General features: G+C 64.6%; 20 protein-coding genes and 1 tRNA gene. 1 reads left to right on the forward strand and 20 read right to left on the reverse strand.

What is annotated here, in order from left to right; genetic code table 11:
- Positions 1–20: 20 nt before the first annotated feature.
- The 15 genes from nuoL to tpiA form a co-directional block, all read right to left on the reverse strand.
- On the reverse strand, positions 21–2,195 hold the full coding sequence (gene nuoL, locus AC1PLA_RS13500) for an NADH-quinone oxidoreductase subunit L (RefSeq protein WP_102581424.1): 2,175 nt from the start codon (positions 2,193–2,195) through the stop codon (positions 21–23).
- A 7-nt stretch (positions 2,196–2,202) separates the two neighbouring features.
- Positions 2,203–2,508, reverse strand: coding sequence for an NADH-quinone oxidoreductase subunit NuoK (gene nuoK, locus AC1PLA_RS13505; protein ID WP_006450557.1), 306 nt, complete (start codon positions 2,506–2,508; stop codon positions 2,203–2,205).
- A complete protein-coding gene (locus AC1PLA_RS13510; RefSeq protein WP_481104734.1) occupies positions 2,505–3,167 on the reverse strand; it encodes an NADH-quinone oxidoreductase subunit J in 663 nt (220 codons plus the stop codon). Before AC1PLA_RS13510 ends, nuoK begins: the two co-directional genes overlap by 4 nt.
- 4 nt (positions 3,168–3,171) lie before the next feature.
- Positions 3,172–3,660 (reverse strand): NADH-quinone oxidoreductase subunit NuoI, encoded by a 489-nt coding sequence (nuoI, locus tag AC1PLA_RS13515; protein WP_002810206.1) that lies wholly within the window; start codon positions 3,658–3,660, stop codon positions 3,172–3,174.
- Positions 3,661–3,663: 3 nt separating this feature from the next.
- Positions 3,664–4,755 carry an NADH-quinone oxidoreductase subunit NuoH gene (nuoH, locus tag AC1PLA_RS13520; RefSeq protein WP_039522183.1) on the reverse strand — a complete coding sequence of 364 codons (1,092 nt, stop codon included), beginning with the start codon at positions 4,753–4,755 and terminating at the stop codon, positions 3,664–3,666.
- Positions 4,752–6,986, reverse strand: a complete 2,235-nt coding sequence (nuoG, locus tag AC1PLA_RS13525) for an NADH-quinone oxidoreductase subunit NuoG (RefSeq protein ID WP_481104735.1) — start codon at positions 6,984–6,986, stop codon at positions 4,752–4,754. The genes nuoH and nuoG overlap by 4 nt, the downstream gene beginning before the upstream one ends.
- The gene (nuoF, locus tag AC1PLA_RS13530) at positions 6,983–8,317 is read right to left on the reverse strand and encodes an NADH-quinone oxidoreductase subunit NuoF (protein ID WP_024937978.1); all 1,335 of its coding nucleotides are present in this window, start codon (positions 8,315–8,317) and stop codon (positions 6,983–6,985) included. The genes nuoG and nuoF overlap by 4 nt, the downstream gene beginning before the upstream one ends.
- A 3-nt stretch (positions 8,318–8,320) precedes the next feature.
- Positions 8,321–8,848: an NADH-quinone oxidoreductase subunit NuoE gene (nuoE, locus tag AC1PLA_RS13535; protein ID WP_016902996.1), complete on the reverse strand. Its 528-nt coding sequence runs from the start codon at positions 8,846–8,848 to the stop codon at positions 8,321–8,323.
- On the reverse strand, positions 8,845–10,152 hold the full coding sequence (locus tag AC1PLA_RS13540; RefSeq protein WP_016902995.1) for an NADH-quinone oxidoreductase subunit D: 1,308 nt from the start codon (positions 10,150–10,152) through the stop codon (positions 8,845–8,847). Before AC1PLA_RS13540 ends, nuoE begins: the two co-directional genes overlap by 4 nt.
- Positions 10,149–10,901, reverse strand: a complete 753-nt coding sequence (locus AC1PLA_RS13545; RefSeq protein ID WP_024937980.1) for an NADH-quinone oxidoreductase subunit C — start codon at positions 10,899–10,901, stop codon at positions 10,149–10,151. Before AC1PLA_RS13545 ends, AC1PLA_RS13540 begins: the two co-directional genes overlap by 4 nt.
- Positions 10,902–10,937: 36 nt before the next feature.
- Positions 10,938–11,492, reverse strand: coding sequence for a NuoB/complex I 20 kDa subunit family protein (locus tag AC1PLA_RS13550; RefSeq protein ID WP_016944318.1), 555 nt, complete (start codon positions 11,490–11,492; stop codon positions 10,938–10,940).
- Positions 11,483–11,839, reverse strand: coding sequence for an NADH-quinone oxidoreductase subunit A (locus AC1PLA_RS13555; protein WP_003485539.1), 357 nt, complete (start codon positions 11,837–11,839; stop codon positions 11,483–11,485). The genes AC1PLA_RS13550 and AC1PLA_RS13555 overlap by 10 nt, the downstream gene beginning before the upstream one ends.
- A 102-nt stretch (positions 11,840–11,941) precedes the next feature.
- A tRNA-Leu gene (locus AC1PLA_RS13560) sits at positions 11,942–12,026 on the reverse strand.
- 49 nt (positions 12,027–12,075) lie between these two features.
- Positions 12,076–12,549: a preprotein translocase subunit SecG gene (secG, locus tag AC1PLA_RS13565; protein WP_024937981.1), complete on the reverse strand. Its 474-nt coding sequence runs from the start codon at positions 12,547–12,549 to the stop codon at positions 12,076–12,078.
- A gap of 33 nt (positions 12,550–12,582) precedes the next feature.
- Positions 12,583–13,338, reverse strand: coding sequence for a triose-phosphate isomerase (gene tpiA, locus AC1PLA_RS13570; protein WP_481106200.1), 756 nt, complete (start codon positions 13,336–13,338; stop codon positions 12,583–12,585).
- 112 nt (positions 13,339–13,450) lie between these two features.
- On the opposite strand from tpiA, the gene AC1PLA_RS13575 reads away from it, so the two are divergent.
- Entirely contained in the window at positions 13,451–14,251 is an 801-nt protein-coding gene (locus tag AC1PLA_RS13575; protein ID WP_481104736.1) for an SDR family NAD(P)-dependent oxidoreductase, read from the forward strand.
- A gap of 284 nt (positions 14,252–14,535) precedes the next feature.
- Here the strand turns inward: AC1PLA_RS13575 and AC1PLA_RS13580 are convergent, their stop codons facing one another.
- The 5 genes from AC1PLA_RS13580 to AC1PLA_RS13600 form a co-directional block, all read right to left on the reverse strand.
- Positions 14,536–14,964 carry a group I truncated hemoglobin gene (locus tag AC1PLA_RS13580; RefSeq protein WP_016902989.1) on the reverse strand — a complete coding sequence of 143 codons (429 nt, stop codon included), beginning with the start codon at positions 14,962–14,964 and terminating at the stop codon, positions 14,536–14,538.
- Positions 14,964–15,836 (reverse strand): DUF3034 family protein, encoded by an 873-nt coding sequence (locus AC1PLA_RS13585; RefSeq protein ID WP_024937985.1) that lies wholly within the window; start codon positions 15,834–15,836, stop codon positions 14,964–14,966. Before AC1PLA_RS13585 ends, AC1PLA_RS13580 begins: the two co-directional genes overlap by 1 nt.
- On the reverse strand, positions 15,833–18,199 hold the full coding sequence (locus AC1PLA_RS13590; protein ID WP_047124253.1) for a putative bifunctional diguanylate cyclase/phosphodiesterase: 2,367 nt from the start codon (positions 18,197–18,199) through the stop codon (positions 15,833–15,835). The genes AC1PLA_RS13585 and AC1PLA_RS13590 overlap by 4 nt, the downstream gene beginning before the upstream one ends.
- Entirely contained in the window at positions 18,196–18,888 is a 693-nt protein-coding gene (locus AC1PLA_RS13595; RefSeq protein WP_016902986.1) for a methylamine utilization protein, read from the reverse strand. The genes AC1PLA_RS13590 and AC1PLA_RS13595 overlap by 4 nt, the downstream gene beginning before the upstream one ends.
- A gap of 200 nt (positions 18,889–19,088) precedes the next feature.
- A complete protein-coding gene (locus AC1PLA_RS13600) occupies positions 19,089–20,027 on the reverse strand; it encodes an isopenicillin N synthase family dioxygenase (RefSeq protein WP_039816401.1) in 939 nt (312 codons plus the stop codon).
- Between the last annotated feature and the right edge of the window lie 72 nt (positions 20,028–20,099).

Raw genomic sequence — 20,099 nt, forward strand, 5'->3', positions numbered from 1 at the left:
GTTTTCTTATTCCGTACAGGTCAACGCCAGAAATGCATCAGTACCGCCAACAAGGCGATCAAACCGATGATCATTGCGAAGGCGTAGTGATAGAGGAAACCGGATTGCGTGCGACGCAGCAGATTTGCAGCCAGGTCGATCAGTCGGGCAGAACCATTGACGACGACACCGTCGACCACATGGGTATCGATGGCACGTGACGCCTTGCCAAGGACCACGCCGCCACCGGCGAAGCCATTGATCCAGAGCTTGTCGAAGCCGTACTTGTTTTCCAGCAGCCACACCACCGGCGCGAACGCCTTGCGCGACTTGGTAGCCAGTTCCGGCTTCCACAGATAGAACAGCGCAGCCAGCAGCAGGCCGGCGACCGTCAGGAAGAACGGCGCCGCCATCATGCCATGCAGCGCGAAGGCGACCGGGCCATGGAACTCTTCGGCCAGTGCGCCGACGGTGTCACGCGCCGGATCGTAGAAATCGACGATGCCGGTGAAGAACGACACTGCCTGCCCCTTGAGCGCATGCGCGGCGTGGTGGCCCTGCCAGTCGGTGCCGAACAGCATCGGACCGATGGTGAAGAAACCGATCGCCACCGACGGGATCGCCAGCAGGATCAACGGCAGCGTCACCACCCACTTGGATTCGTGCGGCTCGTGGGCACCATGGTGGCCATGACCGTGGTCGTCGTGGCCGTGCGTATCGTGTGCATGTACGTCGTGCGCATGACTGTCGTGCGCGTGGACCTGCGCCTCGGCATCGGTGTGCGCGCTGTCGTGATGTGCATGCGCATCGTGCGCATGGGCATCGCGGAAGCGCTCCTTGCCGTGGAAGGTCAGGAACAACAGGCGGAAGCTGTAGAAGCTGGTCACCAGCACGCCGCCGAGCACTGCCCAGTAGCCATAGGTCGCGATCCAGCTATGCGACTCATGGGCATGGTGTGCGGCTGCCTCGATGATGGTGTCCTTGGAGTAGAAGCCGGAAAAGAACGGCGTGCCGACCAGTGCCAAGGTACCGATCACGCTGGTCCAGTAGGTCACCTTCATGTACTTGCGCAGGCCGCCCATCTTGCGCATGTCCTGCTCGTGGTGCATGCCGATGATGACCGAACCGGCCGCCAGGAACAGCAGCGCCTTGAAGAAGGCATGCGTCATCAGGTGGAACACGGCGGCCGAATACGCCGACACGCCCAGCGCCACGGTCATGTAGCCCAGCTGCGACAGCGTGGAGTACGCAACCACGCGCTTGATGTCGTTCTGCACGATGCCGATCAGGCCGGTGAAGAAGGCCGTAGTCGCACCGATGAACAGGATGAAGTTCAACGCGGTTTCCGACAGCTCGAACAGCGGCGACATGCGCGCGACCATGAAGATGCCGGCGGTGACCATCGTGGCGGCATGGATCAGGGCCGAAATCGGCGTCGGGCCTTCCATCGAGTCCGGCAGCCACACGTGCAGCGGCACCTGCGCCGACTTGCCCATCGCGCCGATGAACAGGCAGATGCAGATCAGCGTCATCACGCTCCATTCGTGGCCTGCGAACAGCTGCACCTTGGCTCCGGCCATGGTGGTCGCGTTGGCGAACACGGTGGAGTAATCCAGCGAGCCGAACCACAGCAGCACACCGGCGATGCCGAGAATGAAGCCGAAGTCGCCGACGCGATTGACCAGGAACGCCTTCATGTTGGCGAATACGGCGGTCGGGCGCTTGAACCAGAAACCGATCAACAGGTAGGACACCAGTCCCACCGCTTCCCAGCCGAAGAACAGCTGCAGGAAGTTGTTGCTCATCACCAGCGTGAGCATGGAGAAGGTGAACAACGAGATGTAGCTGAAGAAGCGCTGGTAGCCCGGATCTTCTTCCATGTAGCCGATGGTGTAGATGTGCACCAGCAGCGACACGAAGGTCACCACCACCATCATCATCGCGGTCAGGCGATCGACCATGAAGCCGACATGCGCCGAGTAGTTACCGACATCGAAGAAGGTGTACAGGTTCTGATTGAACGGGCTGGCGCCCTGCTCCACCAATTGATACAGCGTCAGGCACGACAGCACGCAGCTGACCGCCACGCCCAGGATGGTGACGTATTGCGCGCCCTTGCGCCCTACCTGGCGACCGAACAGGCCGGCGATGATGCTGCCGACCAGCGGTGCAAGCACCACCGCGATCAACAGACTCTTGGAGAGAGTGATTTCCATCTACAGGTCAGCCCTTCAACGTATCGACTTCGGCCACATTGATCGTGCGGCGCGTGCGGAACAGAGTCACCAGGATCGCTAGGCCGATCGCAGCCTCCGCGGCGGCAACGGTCAGGATGAAGAACACGAACAGCTGACCGGCGGGGTCGCCAAGCTCGCGCGAGAACGCAATGAAGTTGACGTTGACCGACAGCAGCATCAGCTCGATCGACATCAGCAGCACGATGACGTTTTTGCGGTTGAGGAAGATGCCGGCCAGGGAGATGCAGAACAGCACCGCGCCCAGTCCAAGCAGGTGGCCCAAGGTAATCAAGACTTCGCCTCCTGTCCGTCGGCCGCATCGAGCTTCGGCGCGATCTGTACCGGCTTTTCAACCGCCATTTTGACCATGCGCAGACGATCGCCCGCCTTCACCCGCGACTGCTCGCCCGCATTCTGGTGCTTGATGCCGGTGCGCTTGCGCAGGGTCAGCATCACCGCGGCCACCACAGCCACGGTCAGGATCACCGCGGCGAACTCGAACGGCAGCAGGAACTGGGTGTAGAGGGTCTTGGCCAGCCAGGTCAGGTTCGACACGTCGGCGGCCTGCGCGGCGGCGTTATCGGCCGGGAACGGTGCGGCACTGCGCGCCTTGACCCCGATCAGGGTGACCATCTGGGCCAGCATGGCAACCGCCACAATGACGCCGACCGGCATGTACTTGACCCACCCTTCGCGCAGGCGGCTGGTGTCGATGTCCAGCATCATCACCACGAACAGGAACAGCACCATCACCGCGCCGACGTAGACCAGCACCAGCGTCACGCCGAGGAACTCGGCACCGACCAGCAACCAGATGCATGCCATCGAGAAGAAGGTGAGGATCAGGCACAACACGGCGTACACCGGGTTGCGCACGCTGATCACCGCACCGGCGGACACGACCGCGACGGCGGAGAAGGCGTAAAAAGCAATAGTGACCCAGTCCATCATGACCTCAACGGAAGGCGGCATCGGCAGCGCGACGCTCGGCGATCTCGGTTTCAAACCGGTCTCCGATCGCCAGCAGCTGCGGCTTGTTGACAATGTTCTCGCCACGCTTCTCGAAGTGGTACTCGAGGATGTGCGTCTCGACGATCGAGTCCACCGGGCAGCTTTCTTCGCAGAAGCCGCAGAAGATGCACTTGAACAGATCGATGTCGTAGCGCGTGGTGCGGCGCGAGCCGTCCTCGCGCTTGGCCGAGTCGATGGTGATCGCCAGCGCCGGGCACACCGCTTCGCACAGCTTGCAGGCGATGCAGCGCTCTTCGCCGTTGGGATAGCGACGCAATGCGTGCAGGCCACGGAAACGCGGCGACTGCGGGAACTTCTCCATCGGGTACAGCACGGTGTACTTGGGCTTGAACGTGTATTTCAACGTCAGCCATAGGCCGCCTAGCAGTTCGAGCAGGAGCAGGCTTTTGAAGTAATGGGTGATCTTGTTCATCAGTTACACGCCCTTCTGGATCACGCCGTAAAACACCATCAACGCCGTCACTGCGATCCACACGATCGTGAGCGGAATGAACACCTTCCAGCCCAGACGCATGATCTGGTCATAGCGGTAGCGCGGGAAGCTGGCACGGAACCAGATGTAGGCGCTGGCGAAGAAGAACACCTTCATCAGCAGCCACGGCCAACCGCCCTTCCACAACCAGTCGATCCACGGCGAGATATCCGCGTTGACCCAACCCTGGATCGGGCTCAACCAGCCGCCGAGGAAGAAGATCGAGATCAGGAAGCTGACCAGGATCATGTTGGCGTATTCGGCCAGGAAGAACAGCGCGAACGCACCGCCCGAGTACTCCACCATGTGACCGGCGACGATTTCCGATTCGCCTTCCACCACGTCGAACGGCGCGCGGTTGGTTTCGGCGACGCCCGACACCCAGTACACGATGAACAACGGGAACAGCGGAATCAGGAACCAGTCGAAGAAGCCGGAGCTGCCCGCCTGCGCGAACACGATCTGGCTCAGGTTGACGCTGCCGGAGGCGATCATCACGCCGACCAGCGCAAAGCCCATCGCAATTTCGTAGCTGACCACCTGCGCGGCCGAGCGCATCGCACCCAGGAACGCGTACTTGGAGTTGGACGCCCAGCCGGCCAGGATGATGCCGTACACGCCCAGCGAGGTCATCGCCAGCAGATACAGCAAACCGACGTTGGCGTTGGACAGCACCAGCTGCGCGTCGAACGGCACCACCGACCAGGCCGCGAAGGCCGGTGCCAGGGTCAGCAAAGGCGCGATGATGAACATCGCCTTGTGCGAGCTGCTCGGTTGCACGATCTCCTTGAACAGGAGTTTGAACACGTCGGCGAAGGCCTGGAAGATGCCCATGCCCACGTACATCGGCCCGTGACGCACGTGCATCCAGCCGATCAGCTTGCGCTCCCAGACCACGTAGAAGGCCACCGACACGATCACCGGCACGGTGATCAGCAGGATCTTCAGCACGGTCCACAGCACCACGCCGCCATCGCCCAGACCGACAAACCACTGGTGCAAGGGATCGACCAGGTTCAACAGCAATTCGTTCATGCAGCCACCACCGTTACACGACCGGCACCGAGCGGCGCGGTTGCGCCATGGCCGGATTCGATCCACACCGTGCCCGGTGCGACGCGCTTGTCCAGCACTACCGGCAACGTCGCCTTACCGGCGTCGGTACCGACCTTGACCATCTGACCAGCGCCGACCTGCAACTGCGCAGCCTGCTCCGGATGCATCGCCACACACGGCGCGATGTTGAGCGGATGCGATTGCAGCGCGGCGGCGCGACGCACCACCGCATCGGTGCGATAGATCGCAGCGGTGGCGGCAACTTCCAGCCCGTCGCTGCTCGCAGCCGGCTGTGCCGAGGCGACAGGGCTGACGGAACGGTTCTGCATGCCGGCACGCAGGCCGACCAGATCGATGAATTCGAAACCGGCCAGACCCAGTTCGCCACCAAGTGCACGCAGTACGCGCCAACCTTCGCGGGCTTCGACCGGCAGGCGACCGGCGGCACGTGCGGTCTGCACGCGGCCATCCAGATTGGTCAGCGATGCGTCGATTTCCGGCAGCGCACCGATCGGCAGGATCACATCGGCCACGTCGCGCGTCGAGGCACAGGCAAACTGGCTGAACGCGACCACCTTGGCACCCGCCAAGGCGCTGCGTGCAGCGGCGGCATCGGCGAAATCCAGACCCGGCTCGATGCCATACAGCACGTAGGCCTGGCGCGGATGCGCCAGCATGCCGGCGACATCGCGTGCGGTCGGCAGCACACCCTGCGACACCAGACCGACCGCGTTCGCACCCTGCGGGATGCGGCACAGCGAGGCGCCGGTTGCAGCGGCAAAGTCGCGTGCAGCGGCACGCAATGCGGCAGCCTGCGGTTGGTTTTCAGCCAGTGCGCCGACCACGATCACGGCGCGCGTGGCGCCCTTGACCGCATCGCGCAACGCCGCATCGTCCAGGGCACCGGCCAGCTGCGACGGCGCAACGACCGTGCGGCTTGCCTGGGTGAAGGCAAAATCGAAATCGACCGGGTTGACCGAGTGGATCTTCGTCCCGTTCTGGATGCTGGCCTTACGCAGGCGGGCATGCAGCAACGGCAGCTCGTGACGTACGTTGGTGCCGAACAGCACCACCACATCGGCGCGCTCGATCTCGGCCAGCGGCGTGGCAAACGCTTGGGCCACCGCGGCATCGGAGAAATCACGGTTGAGCAGGCGGTGATCCAGATTGCCGCTGTTCAGGCCTTCGGCCAGACGTGCGAGCAAGGCGCCCTCTTCGTTGGAGGTGGACGGATGCACCAGCACACCGAGCTGATCGCCGGCGTTGTCACGCAGGATCTGCGTCGCGGCGGCCAGTCCTTCGGCCCAGCTCACCTCGGTCCACTGCCCGTTGACCTTCTTCAGCGGCTTGACCGCACGGTCTTCGGCATACAGGCCCTGATGCGAATAACGATCGCGATCGGACAGCCAGCACTCGTTGACCGCCTCGTTCTCGCGCGGCACGGTGCGCAGCACTTCGCCGCGACGCACGTGCAGGAACAGATTCGAGCCCATCGCATCGTGGTAGCCGAGCGACTCGCGCGCCATCAGCTCCCACGGACGCGCACGGAACTGGAACACCTTATTGGTCAGCGCGCCGACCGGGCAGACGTCGATGACGTTGCCGGAGATTTCGGTGGTCAGCGGCTTGCCGTCGTAGGTGCCGATCTGCAGGTTCTCGCCGCGATACATGCCACCCAGCTCGTAGGTGCCGGCAATGTCTGCGGTGAAACGCACGCAACGCGTGCACTGGATGCAGCGGGTCATTTCGGTGGCGACCAGCGGACCGATGTCCTCGTCCGGCACCACGCGCTTGCGCTCGTTGAAGCGGCTGACCGAACGGCCGTAACCGAGCGACACGTCCTGCAGCTCGCACTCGCCGCCCTGATCGCAGATCGGGCAGTCCAGCGGATGGTTGATCAGCAGGAATTCCATCACGCTGCGCTGGTACTTAAGCGCCTTTTCGCTACGCGTGGTGACCTTCATGCCGTCCATCACCGGCGTGGCGCAGGCAGGCGACGGCTTCGGGGATTTCTCGACGTCCACCAGGCACATGCGGCAGTTGGCCGCGATCGGCAGCTTCTCGTGGTAGCAGAAACGCGGGATCGGGATGCCGGCCTTGTCGGCCGCCTGGATGATCATCGAACCCTTCGGCACCACCAGGGACTGGCCGTCGATCTCGACGGTGACATGGTCCGGTGGCACGCTGGGGTTCACTGGTTGGGCGCTCATGCGGCCACTCCGACGTGCGTGTCGACGATCGAACGACCGTTGACGATGTAGTACTCGAACTCGTCCCAGAACTGGCGCAGGAAGCCTTGGATCGGCCACGCCGCCGCCTCGCCGAAGGCACAGATGGTGTGTCCTTCGATCTGGCCGGCAACGGTGCGCAGCTGATGCAGGTCTTCCATGGTTGCCTTGCCGGCAACGATGCGCTCCAGCACGCGGTGCATCCAGCCGGTGCCCTCGCGGCACGGGGTGCACTGGCCGCAGGATTCCTTGTGGAAGAACTGCGAGATGCGGCAGGCAAAGCGCACGCAGCACACGCTGTCATCCAGCACCACGATCGCACCCGACCCCAGGCCGGTGCCGAGCGCACGCAAGGTGTCGTAGTCCATCTGCAGCCCGGCGACCTGGTCGGCCTTCAGCACAGGCATCGACACGCCGCCAGGCACCACGCCCTTGAGCTTGCGGCCCGGACGCAGGCCACCGGCCATTTCCAGCAGTTCGTCGAAGGTGGTGCCGAGCGGCACTTCGAAATTGCCGCCCTTCTGCACGCAGCCGGACACCGAGAAAATCTTCGGGCCGCCGTTCTTGGTCTTGCTCAGCCCCAGGAACCACTCCGGGCCGTTGCGAATGATCGCCGGCACCGACGCATAGGTCTCGGTGTTGTTGATGGTGGTCGGCTTGCCGTACAGGCCGAAGTTGGCCGGGAACGGCGGCTTGTAGCGCGGCTGGCCCTTCTTGCCTTCCAGCGATTCCATCAGCGCGGTTTCTTCGCCGCAGATGTAGGCGCCGGCACCCAGCGCACCGTAGATATCGATATCCACGCCGCTGCCGAGGATGTTCTTGCCCAGCCAGCCGTTGGCATAGGCATCGGCCAGCGCCAGCTCGAAGTTCTCGAACGGCTCGTGGTGGAACTCGCCACGCAGATAGTTGTAACCCACCGTCGAGCCGGTGGCGTAGCAGGCGATCGCCATGCCCTCCACCACCGAGTGCGGGTTGTAACGCAGGATGTCGCGGTCCTTGCAGGTGCCCGGCTCGGATTCGTCCGAGTTGCACAGGATGTACTTCTGCATCGTGCCCTTGGGCATGAACGACCACTTCAAGCCAGTCGGGAAGCCTGCGCCGCCACGGCCGCGCAGGTTGGACGCCTTGACCATCTCGATGACGTCGGCCGGCGCGATCTTCTCTTCGAGGATCTTGCGCAGCGCGGCGTAGCCACCGGTTTTCAGATAGCTCTCGTACGACCACGGGGTGTCGTAGTGCAGCGTCGTGTAGACGACCTGATGCGGCAACGGCGCCGGACCGACCGGGCCTGAGGGTGCGTGATGATGTGCCATGTCTTACTCCAGCCCGTCCAGCAGCGCGTCGACCTTCTCTTTCGTCAGGTGCTCGTGGTAATGGCCGTTGATGACCATCATCGGCGCCGCAGAGCAGGCCGCCAGGCACTCTTCTTCGCGCTTGAGGTAGACGCGGCCATCGGCCGTCGACTGCCCCAGCTTGCAACCCAATTTCTTCTCCGCGTGCGCCAACAGGTCTTCGGCGCCGTTGAGCCAGCAGCTGATGTTGGTGCAGAACGCCACGTTATGGCGGCCGACCTTCTCGGTCTCGAACATCGAATAGAAGCTGGCGACCTCGTAGGCCCACACCGGCGGCAGGTCCAGATACTTGGCCACGCCGACAATCAGCTCGTCGGTCAGCCAGCCCTGGTTCTGCTCCTGCGCAGCGTGCAGGCCCTGCAGCACGGCCGAACGCTTGCGATCGGGCGGGAACTTGCTCAACCAGTGATCGATGTGCGCGCGCGTCTTGTCGCTCAGCACCACCTGCGGATCGACGTCGCGCGCCGCCTCGAAATTACCCGTCGCCTTCATCGGTCAACCTCACCGAAAACCAAATCGTAAGTACCGATCATCGCCACGACGTCGGCCAGCAGATAGCCACGCACCACCGCGTCCATCGACGACAGATGCGCAAAGCCCGGCGCGCGCAGATGCACGCGGAACGGCTTGTTGGCGCCATCGGACATCAGGTAGCAGCCGAACTCGCCCTTGGGCGCTTCGACCGCGCAATAGGTTTCGCCGGCCGGCACGCAGTAGCCTTCACTGAACAGCTTGAAGTGATGGATCAGCGCTTCCATGTCGTCCTTCATGCCTTCGCGGCTTGGCGGAGCGACCTTGAAATTGGTGACCATGACCGGGCCGGGGTTGGCCTTCAGCCACTTCACGCATTGCTTGATGATGCGGTTGGACTCGCGCATCTCGGCCACGCGTACCAGATAGCGGTCGTAGCAATCGCCATTGGTGCCGACCGGCACGTCGAACTCCACCGCGTCGTACTTGGCGTACGGCTGCTTCTTGCGCAGGTCCCATTCGATGCCCGAGCCACGCAGCATCGGGCCGGTCATGCCCCAGGCACGCGCCAGATCCGGGCTGATGATGCCGACGTCGACGGTACGCTGCTTCCAGATACGGTTATCGGTCAGCAGCGTCTCGTACTCGTCCACACGCGACGGGAACGTATTGGTGAAATCCTCGAGGAAGTCCAGCATCGAGCCTTCGCGCGCTGCATTGAGCTTCTTCAGTGCCCCGCCCTTGTGCCAGCGGGATTCCTTGTACTTGGGCATGCGATCGGGCAGATCGCGATACACGCCGCCGGGACGGTAGTAGGCAGCGTGCATGCGCGCACCACTGACCGCCTCGTAGACGTCCATCAATTCTTCGCGCTCGCGGAACGCGTACAGCATCACCGCCATCGCGCCCAGGTCGAGCGCGTTGGAACCGACCCACATCAGGTGGTTCTTGATGCGGGTGATCTCGTCGAACATGGTGCGGATGTAGTGCGCACGCTCGGGCACTTCGATGCCCATCAGGGACTCGATCGCGCGCACGTAGGCGTGCTCGTTGCACATCATCGACACGTAATCCAGGCGGTCCATGTATGGAACCGACTGGTTGAACGGCTTGGATTCGGCCAGCTTCTCGGTGCCACGGTGCAGCAGGCCGATATGCGGATCGGCACGCACCACGGTCTCGCCGTCCATTTCCAGGATCAGGCGCAGCACGCCGTGCGCCGCAGGATGCTGCGGGCCGAAGTTCATCGTGTAATTGCGGATTTCCTGCTTGCTTTCGACAGGATTGCTCGCGAAGGCATCGGTTGCCTGGCGGAACTCACTCACTTGGCGGTCTCCGACTTGCCCACTTCACCAGCGGCAGTCTCATAACGGGCGTCGTCGCGGATCACGCGCGGCACACCGACGCGCGGCTCGACCGAAGTCACCGGCTCGTACACGACACGCTTGCGCTCATCGTCGTAACGCACTTCGACATTGCCGATCAGCGGGAAATCCTTGCGAAACGGATGGCCGACAAATCCGTAGTCGGTCAGGATGCGGCGCAGGTCCGGATGGCCATCGAAGACGATGCCGAACAGGTCGAAGGCTTCGCGTTCGAACCAATTCACGCCGGGCCAGATATCGGTCAACGAGGCCACCACCGGCACCTGCTCGTCCGGTGCGTAGCAACGCACGCGCAGACGCTGGTTGTGCTGGTAGGAGATCAGCTGCGCGACCACCGCAAAACGCTGCTTGGGCATGTGCTGCGGATGGGCGCCGTCGGAACTTTCCTGGCTGGGAAATTCGCCCCAGGCGAAACGACCGACGGCCTTGCCCTCGACGCCGCGGCTGAAGCCCTGCGACGACACGTCGGCGGTATCCCACTCGTCGCTGCCGTAGCCCAGGTAATCGACGCCGCACAGGTCGCTGAGCTGTTCGAAACCGAGCTCGTCGCGCAGGGCCAGACAGGTGGCGTGCCAATCGGCCGCAGCGACTTCCAGCGTCACTTCGCCGCGCGGCAATGCCACGGCGATCTGCGCACCGGCGAAACGTGCCGCAAGTCGGTCAGTGAAGGAAGATGCTTGCTCTGCCATGGGGGCTTGGCTGCTCTCAGTAGAAGAAGACGGGTGTCAGCGCGCGATGGTCTGGGTACGCCAGATCTTCTTCTGCAGCTGCAGGATGCCGTATACCAGCGCCTCGGCGGTCGGCGGGCAACCGGGGACGTAGATGTCCACCGGCACGATGCGATCGCAACCGCGCACCACCGAATACGAATAGTGATAGTAGCCGCCGCCATTGGCGCAGCTGCCCATCGAGATGACCCACTTCGGGTCCGGCATCTGGTCGTAGACCTTGCGCAGCGCCGGGGCCATCTTGTTGACCAGCGTGCCGGCCACGATCATCACGTCGGACTGGCGCGGCGACGGGCGGAACACCACGCCGTAGCGGTCCAGATCCAGACGCGCGGCGCCGGCATGCATCATCTCGACCGCGCAGCAGGCCAGGCCGAAGGTCATCGGCCACATCGAGCCGGTACGCGCCCAGTTCAGCAGCGCATCGACGCTGGTGGTCACGTAGCCCTTCTCGAGCAGCGGGTTTTCGCCTTCCGGGCGCAGGATGTCTTCCACCCGGCCTTCCGGCATCGGGTTGGTCATCAGACGATCCAGGGTCTGAATCACTCCCATTCCAGCGCTCCCTTCTTCCACACGTAGATAAAGCCGAGGAACAACATGCCGACGAACAGGCCCATGGTGACCAGCGAACGTGCGCCGATCTCCATGAACACCTGCGTCCACGGCACGATGAAGATGATTTCCAGATCGAACACGATGAACTGGATCGCGATCAGGTAGTAGCGCACGTCGAACTTCATGCGCGCGTCTTCGAAGGCTTCGAAGCCACACTCGTAAGGCGAGAGCTTGCGCGGGTCCGGACTACGCGGACCGAGGAATCGACCGACCAGCATCAGCACGATGCCGATACCGGTGGCGACGATCAGAAACAGCAGACTCGGCAAATATTCGGCCAGCACAGCGATTCTCTCTTGCCTCTGCCCGCACGCGCCGCGTGCCGGCATGGGGTATAGGCAGACCCCGCGCGCGACCAGCGATGCGCAGGAACTGCAGCCAAACAATGGTGCCCAAGAGGGGACTCGAACCCCTACGACCTAAGTCGCTACCACCTCAAGGTAGTGCGTCTACCAATTCCGCCACCTGGGCATACGTTACGCCGCTGGGCATCCCAGTGCGCAGCGTATTGTAACCGGCTTCAGCGTTTTTGTGCTGGTTCTGAAGCGTTTTCTTCGCGTGCCGCGGGCACCTGCTGTGCCGGTGCGGACTGCGCCGGCGTTGCAGCCGGAGTTGCGGCAGGCACTGGCTGCGAAGGAGCGGTCGGGACTGCGCCGGCGGCCGGCGCCTGCGGCAACGGCTGAGTCAGCTCGCCCGCGGCGGCAGGCGCCGGGGTGGCCGACTGCGACATCACGCCCAGGTTCTGGTCGGTCGGACGTGCGCCGTGGGTGGCGTACCACGCCATGAACAGGCTGATGCTGAAGAACACCACCGCCAGCCACTTGGTCGACTTGGACAGGAAGTTCGACGCGCCCTGCGAGCCGAACACGGTGCCCGACGCGCCGGCGCCGAAGCCGGAACCGGCTGCCGCACCCGCACCACGCTGCATCAGGATCAGCGCAATCATCGCCAGCGCGACCAGCACGTAGACCACATTGAGGATCAACATCAGCATTTCGAAATCCGTCCCCGGACAAAACTTAATGGGTTAACAAGCGGCCGCCGCACGCGCGATGGCCAGGAAATTCTCGGCGACCAGCGAGGCGCCTCCGACCAGCCCGCCATCGACGTCGGGCTGCGCAAACAGCTCGCTGGCGTTATCGGGCTTGACACTGCCCCCGTACAGGATGGGCAGAGAATCGGCGATTCTAGCATCCGCCTTCGCGACTTCGCCACGCAGGAACGCGTGCACCGCCTGCGCCTGCTCCGGGCTGGCGGTGCGGCCGGTGCCAATGGCCCAGATCGGCTCGTAAGCGAGCACGGCGCGGGCAAAGCCCGCGCTGCCCACCAGCGCCAGCACCGGCTCGAGCTGGGCGCGCAGCACCGCCTCGGTCTGGTCGGCCTCGCGCTGCTCCAGCGACTCGCCCACACACAGCACCGGGATCAGGCCGGCATGCATGGCGGCGGCGAATTTATGCGCCACCAGCTCACTGCTCTCACGATGGTACTGGCGCCGTTCGGAGTGGCCGACCAGCCCGTACTCGGCGCCGACATCGACCAGCATCGTGGCCGAGACTTCACCGGTATAGGCGCCCTTCTCGTTACTGCTGACATCCTGGGCACCGAAACACAGATGGTGCTCCTCGAAATCCTCGATCAGGTCGCCCAGGTAAGGCAGTGGCGGCAGGATGACGACATCGACACCCTCCAGGGGCATGTGCGCGGCGATCTGGGCCACCAGTTCGGTGGCGAAGGCGCGGCTGCCATGCAGCTTCCAATTTCCGGCAACGATCTTTCGACGCATCAGGCGCAGGTTCCTGAGTGGAAGACAGGCGACAGAATAGCCCATGCCCTGTCGGCAGCCGGCACACTTCTGTCCGTTGCCTGTCCTCCCCCTCCTCCAGCAGGAACCTGCCATGTCCGTTTTGCCTGTCTTCGCGCTGGTCACCGGCGCCTCCAGCGGCATCGGCCGCGAGATTGCGCGTGCCTACGCAAGGCGTGGCGTGCCGCTGATCCTGACCGCGCGCCGGGTCGACCGGCTGCAGGCGCTGGCCGAAGAGTTGCGGCCGTTGGTGCGGGTGGAAGTGGTGCCGGCCGATCTGGGCGATCCCGCCGCGGTCGAAACACTGGTTGCGCAGATCCAGCGCAATGGCTGGACGGTGGGCACCCTGGTCAACAACGCCGGCTACGGCGTGCCGGGCCGCTATCTACACAACGACTGGGCCACGCATGCACGCTTTCTGCAAGTGATGGTGGGCGCGGTGTGCGAGCTGACCTGGCGGCTCTTGCCGATGATCCGCGCCAGCGGCCAGGGCCGGATCCTCAATGTGGCCTCGTTCGCCGCACTGACGCCGAGTGCCGACGGGCAGACGCTGTATGCAGCCAGCAAGAGCTTCCTGCTGCGCTTCAGCGAATCACTGGCACTGGAGAATGCCGACTGCGCAGTCAAGGTCTGCGCGCTGTGTCCCGGATTTGCCTGGTCGGAGTTTCACGATGTCACCGGCACCCGCGCGGCGATGTCCACCCTGCCCCGCTGGGCGTGGCTGCAGGCCGACGACGTGGCCGAGTACGGCATTGCCGCGCTGGAACGCGGCCAGGTGCTGGCCGTGCCGGGCTGGCGCTATCGCCTGGTCAATGCGGCCTTGCGCGTGATGCCGCATGCGCTCGCACTGCGCCTGATGGCGCGCGGATCGCAGCGAGTGCGTCCGTTGCAGTGAGAGGCGGCGGCGCATCGGCTGCCTGCAGCGTCTTGCCTGCGCAGCCACACACCCGTGACCGCGCGCCGCTTGCAACTGCCCGCTTGTCCGTTGCCATGGTCACCACCGGTACCGGCCGCGGCCTCCCTCCTGTCTGCAGCGCAGGGCGACTGGCAATACGTCGCGAGCGGACGTCGGATGCTGTGAACGGCGCCGCCCACAGCCGCAGCCCGTGGCTGGAAACATGGTGTTACGAGCAGCGACCACGCGCGCCCATCGCTGCGCGCGGTAGCGATGCGACAGCCTCAGTGATTGACAATTTCGCCGTGCATGGCCGCCAACCGCGCCAGCAGACGGTTCTGCGTGCGGCGCGGAATCTTGCGCTGATCCATCGCCCAGTTCAGATCCTCCACCAGCGCATTGAAGTCGCCTTCGCGAATGGCCAGGTGCGCGTGCGCCTGCTGCATCGACTTGGCGGTATCCGGGCACGGGCCGTCGGCGACATGGCAGAACTTCTGCACCAGGCGCTCGTTGAGCATCACGATGTTGACGCGCGCGAACTTGTCGACGATGCGTTGGTCGTCGGCGATGCGCGACAGCATGGTTTCCACCAGCGCTTCGATCCCAGCCTGCCCGCCGAGTTCGTCGTAGAGCGTGGGGCGCGGTTGCGTGGTGGCGCAGGCACTCATCAGCGCCAGCATGCACAGCAAGGGCCAGCGCAGCCGTCGATTCATCAGAACGCCACCTGCAGGGAAAGATAGGGACCGCGTTGGTCGGTGAGTGTGGCGATGTCGCCAAGCTCGGCCCAGGCCGCGGTCAGGGACACATGCTTGCTGGGAAACCAGGCCACGAATGCATCCGCCCAGGCCTGCTCGCGGGCGAAGCCGAGGTTGTCGGGCTTGTCGCGATATTCCACGCCGACCACCCACGCCGGCGACAGCACGACGGCGGCGCTGGCTTCGCCAACCAGCCGATAGGCGTTGCGGCGATCGCCGCCGAAACCGAGCAAGCCGGTCTGATTGGCGCGGGTCGCGCGCAGCGTCCCGTTGAGCAGCAGTTGATAGCCGCCCGCGGCCTGCAGAAATAACCGGCTGGCACTGACATACACATCGGTGCCGTGATCGTCGCGCGCGCCGATCGCCAGCGGCAGCGTGCCATTGCGGAGGCGTTTGTACTGCACGCCCACGCTGACCTGCGGCGCATGTCCGTAGACCAGATCGCCGTAGACCCGCAGCTTGGCGCCGAACACGTCCTGGCCAAGCGCATTCCATGGCAGGCCCAGCCGGTCCTGCAGGGTGCCCAGATCCAGCCGTTGCCGCGCCAGCGAAAGTTCCAGCCGGTTGCCGACCGTCAGCGCGGCACCCTGCACGTCGAGCCGGTAATCGCCGCTGTCCACATGCGTGGCGAACAGCACGCTGCCGAGTTCGTCGCGGGTGCCGTAGCCCGACAGCGTGGCCCACGGCACGATGCCGCCACCGCTGCTGCCTTCGATCATCGACACGCCACCGGTGGCGAGCAGGCGCCCGTCGCCGGCGATCGCCGACGCGGGTGCGCTGGCCAGCCCGGCCAGCGCTGCAGACAGCAGCGCGCCCCGCCATTTGCTCATCGATGCACTCCTGCCTGCGCCGCCGGCGCCAGATCGAGTTGCCGCATGCACCAGGCGACCAGCGGCACTTCTTCCAGTGGCGGCGAATACAGATAGCCCTGCACCATGTCGCAGCCATAACCGCGCAGCAGCCCCAGCGCGGTGGCGTTCTCCACGCCTTCGGCGATCACGCTCAAGCCCAGGTTGTGCCCGAGATCGATCGTGCTGCGCACGATGAACGCATCGTCGGTGCCCTCGGCCAGTTGCATGACGAAGCTCTTGTCGATCTTCAATTCGTTCACCGGCATGCGCTTGAGTTGCGCCAACGAGGAATAGCCGGTGCCGAAGTCGTCGATGGACAGGCGCACGCCGACGCTGCGCAGCTGATGCAACATGTGCAGCGCCGATTCGACATCGCGCATCAGCGCGCTTTCGGTCAGTTCCAGCGTCACCGACTGCGCCGGCACCGCGTGATGCTCCAGACGGCCACGCACGTAATCCGGCAGGCCGGGATCGGACAGATCCAGCGCGGAGAGATTGATCGCCATGCCCAGTTCCAGCCCCTGCCTGCGCCATTGCGCCTGGCAGCGCAGCGCCTCGTCCAGCACGAAGCGGGTCAAGGGATGGATTACGCCGGAGTGCTCGGCCAGCGGAATGAATTCGTCCGGGCCGATCGCCCCGAGCACCGGATGCTGCCAGCGCACCAGCACCTCGACCTGTTCGACGCGATCGTTGCGCAGGCAGATCTTGGGCTGGAAGCGCAAGGTCAGCTCGTTGCCGCCGATGGCCTGGCGCAGATCGCCGGTCAGGCGCAGCCGGCGCAGATGCTGCTCGTCCTGGCCCAGGCGATACACGCTGGCGCCGACGGTGGTGACGTTGCCGCCCTGGCGCCGTGCGATGTCCGCGCGCCGCAACAAGGTGTCCGGATCGGCGCCGTGTTCGGGAATCAGGGCGATGCCGATGCTGGCCTCCAGCTGGATGCGCGCCTGCGGCAGCGCCAGCGGGCGGCGCAACTGCAGCAGCAAGCGCTGCGCATCCTGCTGCACGGTGGTGACGTCGGTCTGCGCCACCACCACCATGAATTCGTCGCTGCCCAGCCGCCCGACGAGATTGGGTTCCTGCACCACGTCGGCAAGGCGGCGGCCTGCTTCGACCAGGACCTGGTCAGCGAAATCGTGGCCCAGGCTGTCGTTGAGTTCCTTGAAACGTTCCAGATCCAGGATCAGCACTGCGGCCGTGCCGCCGGAGGCCACGGTCTGCTCCACCACGTCCTTCAGCCGCTCCAGCAACCAGATGCGATTGGGCAGACCGGTCAGGGCATCGTGGCGCGCCTGATGCAGGATGTGCTGCTCGCGGCTGGCGATCTGCTGCTGCATGCGACCGAAGCTGTCGGCCAACTCGGCCAGTTCGCGCCCGGATGGCACCTCGACCGCGGTGTGGTAGTCGCCGCGCTGGATGCGCCGCGCTGCCTGTACCAGCTGCGCGACCGGCCTGCTGACGCTGCGCGCCAGGAAGATCGCCACACCCAGCGCCGCAGCCGTGGCCAGGCCCGCCAGCAGCAGGATGCGCAACTTGAGCACGCGGTACGGCGCCACCGCGCGATCCAGCGAGGCCTGCAGCGCGACCCGCACATGGCTGTCGCCCTGGATCGACTGCAGTTTGACCAGGTAACGCGACTCGGCCAGCGTCAACGCGACCGCCGCGCCCTGTGCGCGTTCGGCGGTCGGCAACTGCTGCGCGAACTCGGCGCGCGCGGCCGGCTCCAACGTGGACGCCAGCACCCGCACCGGCGGACCATCGGTGAAGAAGGTCGCATCCAGCCCGGTGGTGGAACGGAAATCCTGCGCGAGACCGTCGCCGGATTCGTTGCCGATCGCGATCCAGCCCACCCGGCTCGGTGCCAGTACCTGCACCACCGCCAGCCGCACGATGCGTTGGTCCAGTGCGACCACGCCAACCGCGCGCCCATCGCGCTGCGCCTGCTGCAGCAGGGTCTGCACTGCGCGCAGCTGTTCGGCTTGCGGCAGATCGGCAAGCCCGGTCAAAAATTCGCCATCCGGCGCCAGCAGCAGCGCGGTCTGCGCCGACATGCGCGCGGCGTGGTTGCGCAATGCCGATTGCATGGTCGGCACATCGCCGCTGGCCACGGCCGCGCGGAAACCGAAGTCGTCGGCCAGCACCGAGGCCGACTGCATCAGCTGTTCGTCGCGGCGCAGATTGATGCGTTGCCAGACGCGCTCGCCGATCTGCAGCTCTTCGCCAAGTTGCGCTTTGACGCTGCGCTCGGTGGCGACCTGCACCGCGATGAAGGTCAACGCCTGCGTGGCGAGCACGACCAGCACCAGAAACGCCGCGATGCGGGTATGCAGGCGCATGGCCTTCATGGCTTGGGCTTCTGCGGGTCGGCGCGGCGGAACTTGTCCTGCAGCGCGCGCACCCGCGCATCCGGAGGTGCCACCGCTGGTACGGGGCCGCTGGTCTGCAAGGTCACGCGCCGTTGCACGGCCTCGCGCGCAAGCGCCACCGGCGCGGCGAGCGCGGCGCCCTTGATGCGCGGATGCCAGACCCGCAAGGTGTAGTTGCCTGCCGGCGCATCCAGCTGCACGCGACCGTCGCTGCCGGTCTTGCCGAAATACGGCGTGTCCACCACCACGATATAGCCCAGCATCCAGTCGTGGATATTGCAACCCACCGTCACCAGCCCAGCCTGGTCAAAGCGCACCGGCGCGGCAGTGCTGCCCTGGAACAGCGGCAACTCGAACCGCTTTGCGGCAGAGAACGAATAGACCTGATGGCGAATCTGGTCGTTGTTGGGAAACCGCACCAGGGTGCCGGTGCGCACCGCCAGCACCGCAGGCACGAACTGCGAGTTGACCTGGTCCATCTCGACGGTTCTGGGCGTCCCGCCGGCGGCCACCGGACGTGCCGGCTCCAGACTCACTACCGCATCGACCAACATGCCGTTGGCATCGACAACGGTGACGCTGAGCGGCGTCGCCAACGCACAGCTTGCGGCGCAATACGCCAGCAACCCCGCAACCGGGCCGATCCGTTTGAACCACTGCGTCCGCATGCGCCCCCCAAGCCTAGTGCAATCGGCAGCGCACGCCAGGCGAATCCGACGTCGCGCTAGCGATCAGACTGGGTTATCGGCTGAGGTGAATGCAAGCTTTAACCAGCCGCCAGCGGAATTTTATGAATCAAACTGTGGCGGAGGTCATTGCCGATGCTGCGAGCGCAGCCGCTGGCTGCGCTGTCGCGGCTGCGAACGGATTACTTCAGCTTGATCTCGCGCAGACGTTCTTCCAGAAAACCGTGCGCGGTAATCGGCTCGGGATAACGGCTCGGATTGTCGGCGGTGATGCACGAAGGCAGCACGTCGATCAGGAAATCCGGATTGGGATGCAGGAAGAACGGCACCGAATAGCGCGGCTTGCGCGCCTGTTCGCCCGGCGGGTTGACCACGCGATGGATGGTGGACGGATACACATGGTTGGTCAGGCGCTGCAGCATGTCGCCGATATTGACCACGATGGTGTCGGCGTCGGCAGTGAACGGCACCCACTCGCCATCGTTGGAGCGCACTTCCAGACCGGCCGCGCTGGCGCCGACCAGCAGGGTGATGAAATTGATGTCGCCGTGCGCACCGGCGCGCACGTTGGGGATGTCGTCGCTGGTGATCGGCGGATAGTGGATCGGCCGCAGGATCGAGTTGCCGTTGTTGGTCTTGTCGACAAAATAGTCCTGCGGCAGGCCGATATGCAGCGCCAATGCCGACAGCACGCGCGAGCCCAGGTGGTCCAGCTGCTGGTACAGGCGATAGCCGCGCTCACGGAAGCCGGGGACTTCTTCGGGCCACAGGTTCGGCGCCATCACCGCGCGGTACGGCGAATCGTCCGCGATCTCGCGACCGATGTGCCAGAACTCCTTCAGATCGAAATGCTTGGAATCCTTGGCGGTCTCCACGCCGAACGCGGTGTAGCCGCGCGCACCGCCGCTGCCTTCCACGTGATAGCGACGCTTGACCTCTTCGGGCAGTGCGAAGAACGCCTTGAACACGTCATACGCCGCGTCGATGTCGGCCTGCGCGATGCCGTGGTTGCGGATGCCGGCAAAGCCCCACTGCCGATAAGCCGCGCCGAGCTCGGCGACGAAGGCGTCGCGGTCGCTGTCGAAACGGGTGATGTCCAGGGTCGGGATGCGGGCGCTCATACGGATATCTGCAGTTGAAGTCGGGAAGTCGAAAGGAAGGCCTGCCGCTCAGGACAGCAGGCGATACAACAG

The organism is Xanthomonas sp. NCPPB 1826 (assembly GCF_056725285.1).